This window comes from Pseudoalteromonas sp. NZS11 (assembly GCF_015864765.1).
GTDB lineage: Bacteria > Pseudomonadota > Gammaproteobacteria > Enterobacterales > Alteromonadaceae > Pseudoalteromonas > Pseudoalteromonas arctica.
The window spans coordinates 245980-261677 of sequence record NZ_JADYWP010000005.1 but is presented as its reverse complement, the minus strand read 5'-3'; the positions used below and the strand labels follow the sequence as shown (position 1 = coordinate 261677).

Genomic DNA, 15698 nt, shown 5'->3' with positions numbered 1-15698 from the left:
TATTTTTTGTGTAGCGCTGGGGGCTACACAAATAATTCTAGCAGGTCATTTAAAAAGCGATGACCTTTTAAGCTTACCTGCCAATGGCTGTCTGTTTGAGTCAATAAACCTTTATTAATTGCTTGGTTTAATGCACTTTGCTGACTTTGCAGTGGCAGTGTTGTAAGTTTATTAAAATCATTAATTGGGCAAGGCTCAACAAGGCGAAAGCGATTCATAAAAAATTCAAACGCTAAATCGTCTTGCTCTACATGCCAGCTTTTATACATATACGGTTTAATTAAATCCATATAGCCGCGTGGGTGTTTAACCTTTTCAGTACGCGTAATAAGCCCTGTATTTGCATCAGTAACCTTACCATGCGCGCCGCAGCCAATACCGAGATAATCGCCAAAACGCCAATAATTCAAGTTATGTTGGCACTGATAACCTGGTTTTGCATAGCCCGATATTTCGTATTGTATGTAACCTGCTTGAGCTAGTAACTCGACCCCTTGCTCTTGAATGTCCCACAGTATTTCGTCTTGTGGCAAGGTAGGTGGTTTTGAAGCAAACTGAGTATTGGGTTCAATAGTTAATTGATACCAAGATATATGCGGTGGATCGAGCGCTATTATTTGTTTTAAATCACTCAGTGCATCATCAAGTGTTTGCCCAGGTAAGCCATGCATTAAATCAAGGTTAAAGCTATTTAAACCGGCTTCTTTAGCTTGTTGCGCGGCATAGTTTGCCTCGTCGCTGCCATGAATCCGACCAAGTGCTTTTAACTTGTCGTTTTGCATGCTTTGCACACCGATAGAAATACGGTTAATGCCTGCTTTTACGTAATCTTTAAAACGACCTGTTTCTACTGTACCTGGGTTGGCTTCAAGGGTAACTTCGCAGTGTTCTTCAAGACCAATTAGGTTGTCGACTTCATTTAATAAACGGGTATAAGCTGCACCAGTTAATAGGCTCGGAGTGCCGCCGCCAATAAAAATACTATGAATTTTACGCCCTTGCACTAGGTGCAAATCAGCTTTTAAGTCATCAATTAAGTGTTGAACATATTCAGCTTCAGGTATTTCACCTTTTTGTCCGTGGCTATTAAAATCGCAGTACGGGCATTTTTGCACGCACCAAGGTACGTGCACATATAAGCTCAGTGGTGGAAGGTTCACAGGCCGCCTTTTTGCTGTAGCTCTAGCAATAGTTTTTGTAGTGCTTGGCCGCGATGACTCACTGCATTTTTTTGCTCTTTTGTAAGCTCAGCACTGGTACAATTTTTCTCTGGTACAAAAAATACAGGGTCGTAACCAAAGCCACCGTTGCCATTTTGAGTGAGCGTAATTTTGCCTTCCCAGCTTGCACTGCAAATAAGGGGGGTAGGGTCATCTGCGTGGCGCATTAATACCAGTACACACCAAAAACGAGCACTACGGATAGGGTTATTACCCAAGTCTACGAGTAACTTATCAATGTTATCTTGATCGCTGGCACCTGGGCCTGCAAAACGGGCAGAGTAAACACCGGGTGCGCCATTTAGGCCATCAACTTCTAAACCTGAGTCATCGGCAATAGCAGGCATGCCAGTAATTTTAGCGGCATGACGCGCTTTAATAATGGCATTTTCAACAAAGGTAGTGCCGGTTTCGGCAACTTCACCTACGTTAAAATCGCTCTGTGGAACTACATTAATATTCAGAGGGCTTAGCATGTTAGCTAGCTCATTTACTTTGCCAGGGTTACCTGTAGCAAGTACTAAAGTTTTGGTCATGTTATTAATCTACGTAAAATTTTTGCTGAAACTGTAATTTTTGAAATTGATTACTTTGTTGTATTTCAATCTCAAAGCGTAAAATCTCTTCGTTGGTATAATCAACTTGGGCAAGGTAATAAATTGAATCACCTTCTTTTACTTCTTTAAAAGTAAGCGTTTGTTTATTGCCAAGTAGGTTTCTAGCTGTGCCAGTAAGCTTTGCTGTTTGGGCTGTATTTTCGGCATCATTTTTTAAAACAGAAATATTCACAATGCCTTTGTATCCGCTTCGCTCAAGGCCATACGCTTTTGCTATTTTTGGCTGAATAAAAGTAGAAGGAAAGGCGATGTAATGCACTTGCCAAGGGCCAAGCTCTTTATATTGTGCGCCTTGCATTTCTTCGCTTTGCGCGTTAAATGCAAATGCTAAACAAGCAATAAAACAAAACTTAATTAAACGGTTCATTATGTATTCCTCAAAACATATAAAAAAGAGGCCTTTGGGCCTCTAATTAAAAAATCCATATTAGACTAAAAAATCCATAAGCAGCATTTGCAAAAACTGAATACCAATAATAAGCACTAAAACTGATAAATCTAAGCCACCCATTGATGGCAATATTTTACGAATTGGTTTTAGCATTGGTTCAGTAAGCTGATGGAAAACCGCTTCTATAGGGTTATAACCTTGGCTAACCCAACTTAAAATAGCGCGAATAATAAGTACCCAAAAAACTAAGTTAAGGCCTTCTTTTAGTACCGTTATAAGTGCTTGTATAATTACAGGCTGTATTGCCCACGCATTATATATAACAAGCATTAAAGTACTAATTTTGGCTACAGCCACTATAAATGCCAGCAACAGAGATGCTAAATCAAGTCCGCCAAACCCCGGAATGATTTTACGCAGTGGTTTTACCGCAAACGAAGTGGCTTTAACCACAAACTGGCTCATTGGATTATAAAAGTCGGCTTTTGCCCACTGCAGCCAAAAGCGCAGTAATACCACCATTAAAAACAAATCAAACAGGGTACTGATTAAAAATTGCATGGCATTCATAGTGTAACCTTCAATAAAAAAGTGGTTTTAAAGTTCTTTTTCCATTTGCTCTGCACGCGCAATACACGCATCCATTGCATCGCCAACGGTTTTAGTTAAGCCTTCATCTTTTAAGTGCTCAACAGCTGCGTGAGTAGTACCGCCTTTAGATGTTACGTTTGAACGTAGTTGCGAAATAGTAATATCAGGCTGGCTAAGTGCCATTTCTGCGGCGCCAAGGGCTGTTTGCTGTACTAAACGACGAGCGTCTTCATCATTAAAGCCCAGCGCTTTAGCTTTTTCTTCTATGGCTTCCATAAATAAGAAAAAGTAAGCTGGTGATGAGCCGGTCACAGCAATAATATCGTTAATTTGTGATTCTTTTTCGACCCATACAACAATGCCAGTGCATTCAAAAACTTGTTGTACAAACTCGTGTTCGCTTTGTGTTTCGCCCGCGCCATATAAACCTGATACACCACGGCCTAATAAAGACGGTGTATTTGGCATACAGCGTACCATTTTAACGTCTTGACCTAGCATTTCACGTAAACGTTTTACAGTTAAGCCAGCAGCAACAGAAATAAACAGTTTATCGCTAAAATCTACGCCCGACTCTTGAAACGATTTACATAAATCGCCCATCATTTGTGGTTTAACAGACAAAACAATTACATCAGCATCGCGCAGGGCTTCGTTATTGTCACTGGTGGTTTGCACCTTGAAATCAAAGGCTACCTTTTCAAGCTTTTCTTGGTTGCGGTTAGTCGCAATAATGTTACTTGCGTTAAAACCGTTTTTTACCATGCCACCAATAATGGCGTAGCTCATATTACCTGTGCCTATAAATGCGATTTTTTTATCTGACATAAATCTGTTATCACCTTTTAAGTTCGTGTTCCAAAAATGTCTGTGCCGATCCTTACCATGGTTGAGCCTGCACTAATGGCAGCTTCAACATCGTTACTCATACCCATCGACAAAGTATCTACTTGAGGATATTGGGTCTTTAGTTTATCAAAGCAAGTTTGTAATTGCTCAAAAGATTGAATTTGCGTATCCAGATCGTTGCTTTTAGCGGGAATCGCCATTAAACCTCGAAGTGTTAAGTGCTCACATTGGTTAATAAAATCGGCAAGTTCATCTATTTCATCGCGGTGGCAACCCGACTTCGCTTCTTCATTACTTATATTTACTTGAATAAGTATATTAAGAGGCTGTTTATCGTCTGGGCGCTGGGAATCTAATCGTTTCGCTATTTTTATGCGATCAACACTTTGCACCCAATCAAAGTTGGCAGCCACTAAAGCACTTTTATTAGATTGAATAGGGCCAATGAAATGCCAAATGATGTCGCTATATGACTGTAGTTGAGCTATTTTATCTATAGCCTCTTGAACATAAGATTCACCAAATTCGCGCTGACCATGCTCATAAGCTGCAATAACATCTTCGCTTGGTTTAGTTTTAGACACTGCCAGTAGAGTGACTTCGTTAGTGTTTCGTTGTGCAATTTTTGCCGCGTCTGCAATTCTAGCGTAGGCGGATGTGAGTCGTTCTGCTATTGTAACCATATATTTATCAGTTAGTTGTGGAGTCATAAATGGATATTACCGAATTATTAGCGTTTAGTGTGCAACACAAAGCATCCGATTTACATTTATCGTCGGGTGTTTCACCTATGATACGCGTAGACGGTGATGTTCGCCGCATTAATATACCAGCCCTTGCAGACAAAGACGTAAACAGTCTGGTTTACGATATTATGAACGATAATCAACGCAAGGACTATGAACAAAATCTCGAAGTGGATTTTTCGTTTGAAGTGCCTAATTTAGCACGTTTTCGTGTGAATGCGTTTAACTCTAATCGCGGGCCTGCTGCGGTATTTCGTACCATACCAAGTGAAGTGTTAACGCTTGATGATTTAGGCGCGCCAGATATTTTTAAAACAATCTCCGATACCCCACGTGGACTCGTGTTAGTAACAGGGCCAACGGGCTCTGGTAAATCAACAACACTTGCCGCTATGGTCGATTATATAAATCAAAATAAACATCACCATATTCTAACAATCGAAGATCCAATCGAGTTTGTTCACGATAATAAATTAAGCCTTATTAATCAACGTGAGGTACATCGCGATACTCATAGCTTTTCAAACGCGCTACGTAGTGCATTGCGTGAAGATCCAGATGTAATATTGGTTGGTGAGTTACGTGATTTAGAAACAATTCGTCTTGCAATGACCGCTGCTGAAACAGGCCACTTAGTGTTTGGCACGTTACATACAACATCTGCACCAAAAACCATTGACCGTATTATCGATGTATTCCCAGGTGAAGAAAAATCAATGGTACGTTCAATGTTATCTGAATCTTTGCGTGCTGTTATCTCGCAAACACTGCTTAAAAAGATTGGTGGCGGGCGAGTTGCAGCACACGAAATTATGATTGCAGTACCTGCTATTCGTAACTTAATTCGTGAAGATAAAATTGCACAAATGTACTCGTCTATTCAAACCGGTGCGTCTGTGGGCATGCAAACAATGGATCAATGTTTAACTAATTTAGTTAATCACGGCATTGTTACAAATGCGGCAGCGAAAGAAAAAGCACAAGACAAAACACAATTTGGCGGGTAAGAAACTATTATGGCTTTATCTTTAAACGACTTTTTACTCATCATGATTGAGAAAAAAGGCTCTGACTTATTTGTATCGAGTCAGCTACCTGTAAGTGCAAAAATAAACGGCGAGCTAACAGCCCTCAGTGACGATAGGCTTACAGATGAGCAATCGCTTGAGTTAGTTGAATCTGCAATGAGCGAAAAGCAAAAAGCAGAGTTTCATACAACGAAAGAATGTAACTTTGCGATTGCCACCGACGAAGGACGCTTTCGTATTTCTGCCTTTTGGCAACGCGATAAAGCAGGTATGGTTATTCGCCGTATTGTTACGCAAATACCTGATGTGAGTGAGCTAGGTCTTCCTTCTATTCTTACCGATGTAATTATGTCTAAGCGTGGCCTTGTTTTGTTCGTTGGTGGTACTGGCACGGGTAAATCAACCTCGCTAGCCGCACTTATTGGCTACAGAAACCGACATCAACGTGGTCATATACTGACTATTGAAGATCCGATTGAATTTGTTCATGAGCATCGTAAAAGTATTATTACTCAACGCGAAGTAGGGCTTGATACCGAAAGCTTTGAGTCAGCACTTAAAAGCTCATTACGCCAAGCTCCCGATGTAATTTTGATTGGTGAAATTCGCTCTCAAGAAACTATGGAATACGCACTAAGCTTTGCCGAAACAGGTCATTTATGTGTTGCAACACTGCATGCTAATAATGCTAACCAAGCGATTGACCGTATTATGCATTTAGTTCCAAAAGAAAAACACGATAAGCTTAAGTACGATTTAGCACTTAATTTACGTGCTATCGTGGCGCAGCAATTAGTGCCGACTGCTGATGGTGAAAGCCGTGTTGCAGCTATTGAAATATTGCTTAACTCACCAATGGTTGCTGAACTGATTAAAAACGGTGATATTGGTGGTATTAAAGAGGCAATGGCTAAATCGAAAGAAATGGGCATGCAAACCTTTGACCAAGCATTATTTGAGCTGTATAGACAGCAGCGAATTAATTACGCTGATGCACTGCATCATGCTGATTCGCCAAATGATTTACGCTTAATGATTAAACTGCGCAATAACGAACAGCAAGGTGCGGGCTTTTTACAAGGCGTTACTATTGATGGCCTTGACGATAAAAATAGCGATCAATGATTTAAAAAGTAATGAATATAAATACTTAATATAAAAAAAGCGCCAATTGGCGCTTTTTATTTATATAACAGGTTATTTATATAGCCTGTTTATTCACCGTAACTAGACTCAAAAAAACTTTCTAAAATAATAACCGCAGACATATTATCTACGTTACCTTTGCCTAAGTTTTTATAGCCACCACTTTCAAAAAGTCGCGCTTTAGCATCCGCAGTCGTTAAACGCTCGTCTTGTGTTTGCACCGGAATGCCATAATGATTATGTAATCTGTTGGCAAACTTTTTTGCTTTAAAGGTAACCTCTTGTGACGTTCCATCCATATTTAGTGGTAAGCCAACAACCATTAAGTCAGGCTGCCATTCGGTTACTTGTACAGCAATATGGTCCCAGTTAGGAATGCCATCTTGTGCTTTTACAGCCTTAAGGCTAGAGGCGCTGCCTGTTAGCTCTTGCCCAATAGCAATACCAATACTTTTGGTGCCAAAGTCAAAGCCCATTACAGTGCGTTCGCCTTGCGGCTTAAGCGATTTTTTTGTCATGTGTATCTTGTTTAAGTTTGCTAAGGGTTAAGTTACTATTATGCGTGACCAGCTTCAGGGCTGAGTTGGCTAATATCAAAGCCCAACATTGAAACTGCTTTTTCCCATCGTTTTTCAACGGGGGTATCAAAAATGATCTTCGGATCGGCTTCTATTATCAACCAACTGTTATCAAGTAACTCTTGTTCGAGTTGTCCTTGCTCCCATCCTGAATAACCCAATGTAATAATAAATTGTTCAGGTGCTTGTGCGGTAGTTAAGCTTGCTAAAACATCTTTTGAGGTAGTGATCATAATATCGCTACTGAGTTTTTGGCTTGCTGAATAACCTGATTGAGGAGAGTGCAAAACAAAACCACGGTCAGTTTTAACGGGTCCGCCTGCAAACACACTTACTTTTGCTGCGTTTTGAGTTTTGTCGTTATCAATTTCTATTTTATCTAAAAGTTCGCCAACGGTAACATCAATAGGTTGGTTTATTACCAAGCCCATAGCCCCATCTTCATTGTGCTCACAAATATAGGTAACAGCACGTTTAAAAAAAGGGTCTTGCATCGACGGCATCGCGATTAAAAAATGATTTTCTAATGACTGCATAGATTTCACCCTTTTTAGTTAATGAACTTTGAGTATGGCACATACCTTTGTTTTTAAAACTAAAAAAGCACTTTCATACAGTTTAAAAATTAATAGTTAACAACTATATTAAAATTTATGACACGAAAGTGCTTTTAATAACGATAGGTAGATACTTATTTATTTATTTATTTATTTATCTAGCTTTCTTTCAATGGCATCAAACAAAATACCTGTAATAGAAATATCATAAGCAGCTTCAATTTCGCGCACGCACGTTGGTGCAGTTACGTTAATTTCAGTTAATTTATCGCCAATAATATCTAAACCTACAAATATTAAGCCTTTTTCTTTAAGCGTTGGTGCAACCGCTTGCGCTATTTTTAAATCTGACTCGCTAAGTGGACGGGCTTCGCCTCGACCGCCAACAGCTAAATTACCGCGTGTTTCACCATTTTGTGGAATTCGCGCTAAACAATACGGAATAACCTCACCATCAATAACCAATACGCGCTTGTCGCCTTGTTTGATCTCTGGGATGTAATTTTGCACCATAGCAAAGCGGCTGCCGTGCTCGGTTAGCGTTTCACAAATTACACCAATGTTGGCATCGTCTTCTCTAAGGCGGAAAATAGATGCGCCACCCATGCCATCAAGGGGTTTTAAAATAATGTCTTTATGCTCGGCTAAAAACTCACGAATTTGTTTTTGGCTACGTGTAACAAGTGTGTCTGGCGTATGTTCGCTAAACCATGCTGTAAATAGCTTTTCGTTAGCATCGCGAAGGCTTTGTGGCTTGTTAATTATTAACGTACCTTCTTGTTCTGCACGCTCTAAAATATACGTCGCGTAAATGTATTCAGTATCAAAAGGAGGATCTTTTCGCATTAAAATAACATCAAGGTCGGCAAGGGCTATAGTGGCTTTTTCTTCAAGCTCGTACCATTTTTCTGCATTATTAAACACTTGCGCTTTAGACGCTGTAGCGTACGACTTACCTTTACGAAGAGATAAATCATCCATCTCCATATAATAAATTTCGTAGCCGCGTTCTTGCGCTTGCATCATCATTGCAAAACCGGTGTCTTTTTTGATGTTAAATCCACTAATAGGATCTGAAATAATACCTAACTTAATTGCCATGCGCTGTGCCTTACTATAAATGTTACTGTTTATATGAGGGTGCTTTTAGTTATTTCAATTAGCTAAATCGCCAAATTGAAGTTGTAATGCACTTAAGACCGTTAAAGCGGCTGTTTCCGTTCGTAAAACGCGCGGGCCTAAGCGAATATCCACAAATTCTAGTTGTTTAGTTAGTGCCATTTCATCGTCGGTAAAGCCGCCTTCTGGGCCGACTAAAAAGCGAACGCCATCTTTAGGTACCGTAATGGTTTTAATGCTGTGCTCAGCACGAGGGTGAAGAGTGAGCTTAATTGCATTGGTTTGTTGTGCAAGCCATTGTTTTAAATCTACAGGGGGATGAATAATTGGCACAAAATTACGCCCAGATTGCTCTGCCGCTGCTATTGCAATTTTTTGCCATTGTTGGTGTTTTTTCTCAAGACGATCGCCCATTAGTTTCACGCCACAGCGCTGACTAAAAATAGGGGTGATTTCGGTAATACCCAGTTCAACTGACTTTTGAATTGTAAAATCCATTTTATCACCACGGGATACACACTGGCCTAAATGAATTTTAAGCGGAGATTCTACATCATGAGGATTAAGCTCTAACGGCATTACGACGACTGTTTTTTTTGTTACCTCAATTATTTCACTAAGGTATTCGCCGCCTTCGCCATTAAAAATAGATACATGCTCGCCTACTTTCATGCGCAGCACTCTGCCAATATGCCCTGCAGCATCGTCATCTAAAGTTACAGGGGTGTTTAGGGCAATACTCGATGTTTGATAAATATGAGGAACTCGCATAGGGCGTCACTTATTACTTAGCGTAAAAATATATACTGCTATGGTAAGTAAGCTGGGAGCTGTGCGCAATTATTTATTTTTATTAAGTTGCTCTGCAAGGTCTATTAAATCTTGTGGTGTGTGCGCTATATCGTGGTGATTTTGCGAAGGTTCCGTTAACGTCTCGTCAGTAACTAGGCTTAGTGTATAGCCTGTATCATCAAAGCTTATTAAAAAGCGCTCTTCATGTAACGAGTTATAAATAAAGCGTTGTTTATCGCTTGCTAGTAAGTAATCGGTACTATTAAAAAGGACTCCGTGTAAATCGTGATGCTCTTTTAGATAGTTAATTAATTCAGAAACGCTTATTTCGTTTTCAAGGTCGCAATAACTATAGTCTTTAATAAGTTCGTCAAACATCATTTTTACTAACTGGCGGGTATTGCTGCCTGCAGCAATAAGCGTACTCGCTTTTGTTTTACCATTATTATTTACATAGTATTCGGCAAATGCTCGGCTAAATTCGTTGTCTATGTCAATTAACAAGTAATTCGTTATTTCAAGTGGCATAGAGCTAGGACCTTGTTGCATTTAAGTAATTACCATTATTACTTAAATGCAGACTTTTAATGGCTGTATTTTAGTAAAAAGGTCTAAAGAGAAAACATGCTAATAAGTAAATAACCTATAGCACAAAAAACAGCAAACTCTATACATGCTACCCCAATATTATCTTGATGGTCTATTTCAAGAGCCGTATCAATATTTGGTAAAGAGATAACTTTTATCACATACGTTAAGCTGTAAAGCAGTATCCACATTACACCGCAATGCATAACGAGTGTAAATATGTTTTCTACCATTTTACCGTTTTGAAATGCTGCGCTAGATAAACCAGCATATACAGCCAATGCTAAACCTATTGATTTGCCAGCATACCTTATACCAATAGATGTATTCTCTAGGTTAAAGTTACTTTGTAGCGAAGCTCCTTGATTTGCTTTTGCAAAACGGTGTTCTCGTATTTTACTATCCAGTGCAAACATTCCCTGAAGCGTAAAAAAGCTAACACAAGCAATAAGTAAGTTGCTAAATCCTTGGGTGTGCGTCCACGTGTACAAGCCAAGTGCGATAATACAGTTAGCGATTAACATGCCTGAATCTACCAATGCAGCACATACATTTTGTTTTAGTATGGCAGCTTCTTCGTTAAACCTGTGGAGTATCCATTTTCTGTGAATTAAATGACCCACTTTTATAAAAGTGAATAAAAGAATAATAATAATTAACACTTTTAACGGGTTTGACTGTGCGGTACTTATACTTATTTCGTCAAATAAGAAAGCCATAGTGGCTATAACAACTGATATTTCAGATGCAAAACTAATACCCATGGCAAAGTTGTCGTGTTGTGCTAGCTCATCTTTAAGCGCTTGTTTTGCTTTGATTTGAGTGACAACTCGTAAACAAAAAATAGTTATGCAAATAACCGCAAAACTAATGGCAATCGCAATAAAACTAGTGTTAGATAAAGACAAATATGACATGGTAATCCTAATTAAGTTAACCTTTCTAGGTTTTAATCATTCTAGTACGGTTATTGATGATATAAAAGAGAGGATTGATGAGTAACGTAAAGCAACTTCCTATTCAATTACAAAAACTTGGCTTGATGCGCTTTGAACAGTTATACCCGCAGCAAAGTAAACAAAGTGAAGTTGTAAGGTTATTAGCATTAAGCGACTTTGCTTGGCGCAGTTTAGAATCACAACCTGATTTAAATACTTGGCTATTATGCAAAGACGAAATACAAAATAGAGTAATAGATTCTCCTTTTAAAAACCTTAATTTAGCTGATATTGATGAAGTGCAGTGCCATAAAGTATTTCGCCAATATCGTGAAAAGTACTGGCTCAAAGTCGCCTTTTTAGATTTATGCTGTAACAATCCCATTGCCGATAGTATTAATTACATAAGCCAACTGGCTGACATGCTAATAAATAGTGCTAACCAATGGGCGCATGCACAGGTGGCAAAAGTAAATGGTGAGCCGCTTGATGAGCAAAACCAAGCAATGCCGTTAATGGTGTTGGGTATGGGAAAACTTGGCGGACAAGAGCTAAATTACTCCTCTGATATTGATCTCATTTTTGCATATCCGCGCAGTACAAAAACCCAAGGTGGCCGCAGAAGCCTTGAGGCTCAAGTATTTTATACCAAAGTTGCACAAAAGCTCATTGCATCACTTAACCAAGCCACCGGTGACGGGCAGGTATTTAGGGTTGATATGCGCCTACGCCCGTTTGGCGAAAGTGGCCCTTTGGTTATGAGCTTTAATGCCATTGAAGATTACTACCAAGAACAAGGTCGCGACTGGGAACGCTACGCGATGTTAAAAGGGCGCTTAATTGGCACGCCTAACAAATATTGGGATGAATTTATTAAGCTTTTAAAGCCGTTTGTTTATCGCCGGTATATTGATTTTTCGGTGATTGAATCTTTGCGTAAAATGAAGTTAATGATTGCACAAGAGGTTCGCCGTAAACGCTTAACTAATAATATAAAATTAGGAGCTGGTGGTATTCGTGAAGTTGAATTTATAGTGCAAGCCCTACAAATGGTACGAGGTGGGCGAGAGGCTAATTTACAAACTCAATCATTACTTAAAGCATTAAATGAGCTGGCACTTAGCCAAGTTATAGATGAGCAAGAAGCGAGCGAGCTTAAACGTAATTACCTTTATTTGCGAAAAGTTGAACAGTACTTACAAATATTTGACGATCAGCAAACGCAAACACTCCCCGATGATGAATTGAACCAGCAGCGCTTAAATTTATTATTAGAACAAGCTGATTTTTCTGCCACTTTAATCACTATTGAAAAGGTAATGAAGCAAGTTAACGGCGAGTTTGCACTCGTTATTGGTGAAGAAACCGCACCACTAGATACCTGTGAAGGTGCATTTATTAGTGCTTGGGATCATGGTGATGTGAGCTTTCTAAAAGAGGCTAGAGATGAATGGCAAACACCCCTTAACGATTTTAAATTAAGGTTGTCTAAGGTCAACATAGGTAACCGAGGGCGTGAAACCCTTGATAAATTAATGCCTGTTTTATTGAGCCAGTTAAATGACTTTAATGCCAGCGCAGCTGCTTTTACAATGGTTTGCCAAATTTTTAATAAGATAATTTCACGTACTGCTTATTTAGAATTGTTGTACGAAAACCAAGGTGCGTTAAAGCAACTTGTTTTACTGTGTTGTCATAGCAAATGGATAGGCGAGCATATTTCTCGCTACCCTATATTGCTGGATGAGCTAATAGACCCGGCTGTTCTTTATAAACCGACACCATTAACCGCTTATAAAGATGAAATAAGACAGTATTTTTTACGAATAGAGCATGACGATTTAGAACTGCAAATGGAGTCGCTTAGGCAATTTAAGCAAACGCATCAATTACGAATTGCAGCTGCCGATGCAACCGGTGTTCTTGATGTGATGAAAGTAAGCGATCACTTAACTGTATTGGCTGAAGCGATTGTTGATCAAGCTGTTAATATTGCATGGCATAACACCGTTAAGCGTTTTGGTATGCCCCCTGGCACTGATGATGAAAACAAAGGTTTTGCTGTTATTGCATATGGTAAAACAGGCGGCTTAGAAGTAGGGTACGACTCAGATTTAGATTTGGTGTTTGTGCATAATCATGATGGCTCAAGCCAAACCAATGGTGAAAAACCGATAGATTCTCGCCAGTTTTATTTAAAACTCGCTCAGCGCTTAATGCATTTATTTAATACTCGTACTGCATCGGGTATTTTGTATGAGCTTGATACGCGATTACGCCCTGAAGGTGCATCAGGTTTACTTGCTATCAATTTAGAGAGCTTTAATCACTATCAGCAAACTCAAGCATGGACGTGGGAACATCAAGCACTTGTGCGGGCTCGGTTAATTTTGGGCCAAGACGATCTTATAGATCGTTTTTCACAAATCCGTAAAAATATACTTTGCCAACAGCGCGATGATACCGTGTTAAAAGCCGATGTAATAAAAATGCGCGAAAAAATGCGCGACCATCTAGCGAAAGGAAATACTGAGCAATTTGACTTAAAACAAGATGTTGGTGGTATGGCTGATATTGAGTTTATTACGCAATATTTAGTACTTAAACACGCGAATGAGTTTGAGCAGCTTACCGTTTACTCAGATAACGTAAGAATATTAACGGATGCAGCAAATATAGGCTGTATTACTAAAGAGCAAAAACAGCAGTTGATCAAAGCGTATATAGATTATCGCTCGTGTTATCACGTGCTGAGCTTGGATCAAAAAGGCAAATTGATCTCGCGAGAAACTTTTTTACAAGATATTACTAACGTAACGAATATTTGGAATAGTATTTTTGAATTGAATTGAATTGAATTGTAAAACCCAAGCGCTTGCTTGGGTTTTTTGTACGTGTAACCCCTTAAATCTTTAGCTTTAAACAGTTTGTTCGCACAAATTCTGATGGTAACTCTGTAATAACCGCTGCTCTTTGTTTGTGGCAAAAGTAAGTGTAAACCTCATGCTCAAAGTCGTCATTTATAGCACGACCAATTTGATAAAGTGCTGAAGTAAAGTTGCTGTCTACTCTAAAATGATCTTTAACTACGTAGTCTTTACTTAAATACCAGTAAAGCTCAATACCTTCATTTTTAGCATATTGATAGAGTACGTCTTTAAGTGTTGTGCCATTTTCAAAGCGTCTAGGTTCAACTTCTCCAGTCCAAGTGGTCGGCATTGGATCTACTGTTCGCGCACGTTCCGCTAATACTCTATCTAAGGTCTGTTCTGGTGTTTTAAGTTTTAAAACAAATTGATCTCGTTCTTTATTACTTTTTACTTGGTTACGAATAGAGGAGTAAAAACGTGATAATCCTTCGGCAGCTGCATTTTTAGATTTTTTAATATCAAATAAAGAACCATCACTCAACAAAAAGTATACGGCGAGTGCTATTAGTACAGCTGCAAATGATAAATGCCTAATCCAAAACCACATGATTATTACCCACCTTATTTGTTCCTATTATTGTTATACCATTACTTTTTATAAAAAGAAGGGGTATTTTTATCAGGTCGAGTTTTAAAACGACGGTGTAGCCACATATATTGTTCGGGTGCGGCATTAACAGATTGTTCCATGCGTTGATTTACACGTGTTACATCAGCCTTATTATCCCCACTGGGGAAGTTTTCAAGCTCTGGCAGTATTTCTAAGTGATATTTACCATTTTCATCACGGCGAGTTATTAAACTCATTGTTTCGCAGTTTTTACTGCCTGCAAACATAAGAGTACCCGTTGTAGTTGCAGCGTCAGGTACTGCGTAAAATGGGACAAATTCACAGCGGTTACGACCGTAATCTTGATCGGGTAAGTAATAACATACCTTTTTATTTTTTAATGCTTTCAGTAAACCTTTTACATCTTTTCGACCGATTAAATATTCGTTAGAGCGAAGGCGCCCATTAGTCGTAAAGTATTCCATTAGTGGGTTGTTATGAGGGCGATAAAAGCCAACACCCTGACACTCTAAGCCCATAATACGGCTAGCCATTTCAAGATGCAGAATATGAGGGACAAGCAATAAAACACCTTTACCAGACGCTTGTACGCGTTCAAAGTGCTCAAGCCCTTTAAAAGACCCTAATGCTTTTTGTGCTCGCCACTGCGGCCACCACCAGGCCATACCAGTCTCAACCATTGCAATACCGGTGTTTTCCATATTTTTGAGCACAAGTTTTTTTTGATCTGCTTCGCTCATATCAGGAAAACACAGCTTAATATTTACTTCTGCAATATGGCGACGGCGCTTCATAAATTTATGAACTAAGCGACCAAGCTGTTTACCCATTGCCAATTGTAGTTTTTGCGGTAACCAAGAAATTAAATATAAAAATAGAACGCCAATCCACGTTAACCAGTATCGAGGGCCCAAAAAAGATGCTTTAAAAGGAGATGAGGTGACCACAAAAATATCTCTGAGAATAAAAACGATAGTTTAACGCTAAGCGCTGTAAAATACAAAAAGCCAGCATTTAGCTGGCTTCCAATGTGTTCA

The 15698-nt window shown here is 39.2% G+C and carries 17 protein-coding genes; 3 read left to right on the top strand and 14 right to left on the bottom strand.

The window, feature by feature from the left end; all coding sequences use genetic code 11:
• Positions 1–23: 23 nt before the first annotated feature.
• The 6 genes from hemW to I6E82_RS13250 are packed head-to-tail and all read right to left on the bottom strand — an operon-like array spanning position 24 to position 4378.
• Complete coding sequence (hemW, locus tag I6E82_RS13275) at positions 24–1160, bottom strand: radical SAM family heme chaperone HemW (RefSeq protein ID WP_197102164.1); 1137 nt, start codon at positions 1158–1160, stop codon at positions 24–26.
• On the bottom strand, positions 1157–1756 hold the full coding sequence (locus tag I6E82_RS13270; protein ID WP_197102166.1) for an XTP/dITP diphosphatase: 600 nt from the start codon (positions 1754–1756) through the stop codon (positions 1157–1159). Before I6E82_RS13270 ends, hemW begins: the two co-directional genes overlap by 4 nt.
• Positions 1757–1760: 4 nt before the next feature.
• Complete coding sequence (locus tag I6E82_RS13265) at positions 1761–2204, bottom strand: DUF4426 domain-containing protein (RefSeq protein ID WP_007376526.1); 444 nt, start codon at positions 2202–2204, stop codon at positions 1761–1763.
• 60 nt (positions 2205–2264) lie between these two features.
• Positions 2265–2798 (bottom strand): YggT family protein, encoded by a 534-nt coding sequence (locus tag I6E82_RS13260; protein WP_007585413.1) that lies wholly within the window; start codon positions 2796–2798, stop codon positions 2265–2267.
• 27 nt (positions 2799–2825) lie between these two features.
• Positions 2826–3647: a pyrroline-5-carboxylate reductase gene (proC, locus tag I6E82_RS13255; protein WP_007585412.1), complete on the bottom strand. Its 822-nt coding sequence runs from the start codon at positions 3645–3647 to the stop codon at positions 2826–2828.
• A 17-nt stretch (positions 3648–3664) separates the two neighbouring features.
• A complete protein-coding gene (locus tag I6E82_RS13250) occupies positions 3665–4378 on the bottom strand; it encodes a YggS family pyridoxal phosphate-dependent enzyme (protein WP_007585410.1) in 714 nt (237 codons plus the stop codon).
• Between the two features lie 2 nt (positions 4379–4380).
• On the opposite strand from I6E82_RS13250, the gene I6E82_RS13245 reads away from it, so the two are divergent.
• Both I6E82_RS13245 and I6E82_RS13240 read left to right on the top strand, forming a co-directional pair.
• Entirely contained in the window at positions 4381–5421 is a 1041-nt protein-coding gene (locus I6E82_RS13245; protein WP_007585408.1) for a type IV pilus twitching motility protein PilT, read from the top strand.
• Between the two features lie 9 nt (positions 5422–5430).
• Positions 5431–6567, top strand: coding sequence for a PilT/PilU family type 4a pilus ATPase (locus I6E82_RS13240; protein ID WP_010553294.1), 1137 nt, complete (start codon positions 5431–5433; stop codon positions 6565–6567).
• An 89-nt stretch (positions 6568–6656) separates the two neighbouring features.
• Here I6E82_RS13240 and ruvX read toward each other — a convergent pair whose 3' ends face one another.
• The 6 genes from ruvX to I6E82_RS13210 all read right to left on the bottom strand — a co-directional run bounded on the left by ruvX (position 6657) and on the right by I6E82_RS13210 (position 11139).
• Positions 6657–7106, bottom strand: a complete 450-nt coding sequence (gene ruvX, locus I6E82_RS13235; RefSeq protein WP_008170791.1) for a Holliday junction resolvase RuvX — start codon at positions 7104–7106, stop codon at positions 6657–6659.
• Between the two features lie 38 nt (positions 7107–7144).
• A complete protein-coding gene (locus tag I6E82_RS13230) occupies positions 7145–7702 on the bottom strand; it encodes a YqgE/AlgH family protein (protein ID WP_007585401.1) in 558 nt (185 codons plus the stop codon).
• 171 nt (positions 7703–7873) lie between these two features.
• Complete coding sequence (gene gshB / locus I6E82_RS13225) at positions 7874–8824, bottom strand: glutathione synthase (RefSeq protein WP_007585399.1); 951 nt, start codon at positions 8822–8824, stop codon at positions 7874–7876.
• Between the two features lie 54 nt (positions 8825–8878).
• Positions 8879–9613: a 16S rRNA (uracil(1498)-N(3))-methyltransferase gene (gene rsmE / locus I6E82_RS13220; protein WP_007585397.1), complete on the bottom strand. Its 735-nt coding sequence runs from the start codon at positions 9611–9613 to the stop codon at positions 8879–8881.
• Between the two features lie 69 nt (positions 9614–9682).
• Positions 9683–10183 carry a hypothetical protein gene (locus I6E82_RS13215; RefSeq protein ID WP_007585395.1) on the bottom strand — a complete coding sequence of 167 codons (501 nt, stop codon included), beginning with the start codon at positions 10181–10183 and terminating at the stop codon, positions 9683–9685.
• A 62-nt stretch (positions 10184–10245) separates the two neighbouring features.
• Positions 10246–11139, bottom strand: a complete 894-nt coding sequence (locus I6E82_RS13210; protein WP_007585393.1) for a DUF350 domain-containing protein — start codon at positions 11137–11139, stop codon at positions 10246–10248.
• A 77-nt stretch (positions 11140–11216) separates the two neighbouring features.
• Between I6E82_RS13210 and glnE the strand changes: the two genes are divergently transcribed.
• Positions 11217–14012, top strand: coding sequence for a bifunctional [glutamate--ammonia ligase]-adenylyl-L-tyrosine phosphorylase/[glutamate--ammonia-ligase] adenylyltransferase (glnE, locus tag I6E82_RS13205; protein ID WP_197118073.1), 2796 nt, complete (start codon positions 11217–11219; stop codon positions 14010–14012).
• A gap of 52 nt (positions 14013–14064) precedes the next feature.
• On the opposite strand, the gene I6E82_RS13200 is transcribed toward glnE, so the two are convergent.
• Together I6E82_RS13200 and lpxL are read right to left on the bottom strand one after the other, a co-directional pair.
• Complete coding sequence (locus tag I6E82_RS13200; protein ID WP_024592837.1) at positions 14065–14637, bottom strand: toxin co-regulated pilus biosynthesis Q family protein; 573 nt, start codon at positions 14635–14637, stop codon at positions 14065–14067.
• A 41-nt stretch (positions 14638–14678) separates the two neighbouring features.
• Positions 14679–15608, bottom strand: coding sequence for an LpxL/LpxP family Kdo(2)-lipid IV(A) lauroyl/palmitoleoyl acyltransferase (gene lpxL, locus I6E82_RS13195; protein WP_197118072.1), 930 nt, complete (start codon positions 15606–15608; stop codon positions 14679–14681).
• Positions 15609–15698 lie beyond the last annotated feature (90 nt).

Bases quoted from the DNA above. Each gene is read 5' to 3' on its own strand.
- I6E82_RS13270 (WP_197102166.1), bottom strand. From the start codon at position 1,756: ATGACCAAAACTTTAGTACTTGCTACAGGTAACCCTGGCAAAGTAAAT.
- I6E82_RS13265 (WP_007376526.1), bottom strand. From the start codon at position 2,204: ATGAACCGTTTAATTAAGTTTTGTTTTATTGCTTGTTTAGCATTTGCA.
- I6E82_RS13260 (WP_007585413.1), bottom strand. From the start codon at position 2,798: ATGAATGCCATGCAATTTTTAATCAGTACCCTGTTTGATTTGTTTTTA.
- proC (WP_007585412.1), bottom strand. From the start codon at position 3,647: ATGTCAGATAAAAAAATCGCATTTATAGGCACAGGTAATATGAGCTAC.
- I6E82_RS13250 (WP_007585410.1), bottom strand. From the start codon at position 4,378: ATGACTCCACAACTAACTGATAAATATATGGTTACAATAGCAGAACGA.
- I6E82_RS13245 (WP_007585408.1), top strand. From the start codon at position 4,381: ATGGATATTACCGAATTATTAGCGTTTAGTGTGCAACACAAAGCATCC.
- I6E82_RS13240 (WP_010553294.1), top strand. From the start codon at position 5,431: ATGGCTTTATCTTTAAACGACTTTTTACTCATCATGATTGAGAAAAAA.
- ruvX (WP_008170791.1), bottom strand. From the start codon at position 7,106: ATGACAAAAAAATCGCTTAAGCCGCAAGGCGAACGCACTGTAATGGGC.
- I6E82_RS13230 (WP_007585401.1), bottom strand. From the start codon at position 7,702: ATGCAGTCATTAGAAAATCATTTTTTAATCGCGATGCCGTCGATGCAA.
- gshB (WP_007585399.1), bottom strand. From the start codon at position 8,824: ATGGCAATTAAGTTAGGTATTATTTCAGATCCTATTAGTGGATTTAAC.
- rsmE (WP_007585397.1), bottom strand. From the start codon at position 9,613: ATGCGAGTTCCTCATATTTATCAAACATCGAGTATTGCCCTAAACACC.
- I6E82_RS13215 (WP_007585395.1), bottom strand. From the start codon at position 10,183: ATGCAACAAGGTCCTAGCTCTATGCCACTTGAAATAACGAATTACTTG.
- I6E82_RS13210 (WP_007585393.1), bottom strand. From the start codon at position 11,139: ATGTCATATTTGTCTTTATCTAACACTAGTTTTATTGCGATTGCCATT.
- glnE (WP_197118073.1), top strand. From the start codon at position 11,217: ATGAGTAACGTAAAGCAACTTCCTATTCAATTACAAAAACTTGGCTTG.
- I6E82_RS13200 (WP_024592837.1), bottom strand. From the start codon at position 14,637: ATGTGGTTTTGGATTAGGCATTTATCATTTGCAGCTGTACTAATAGCA.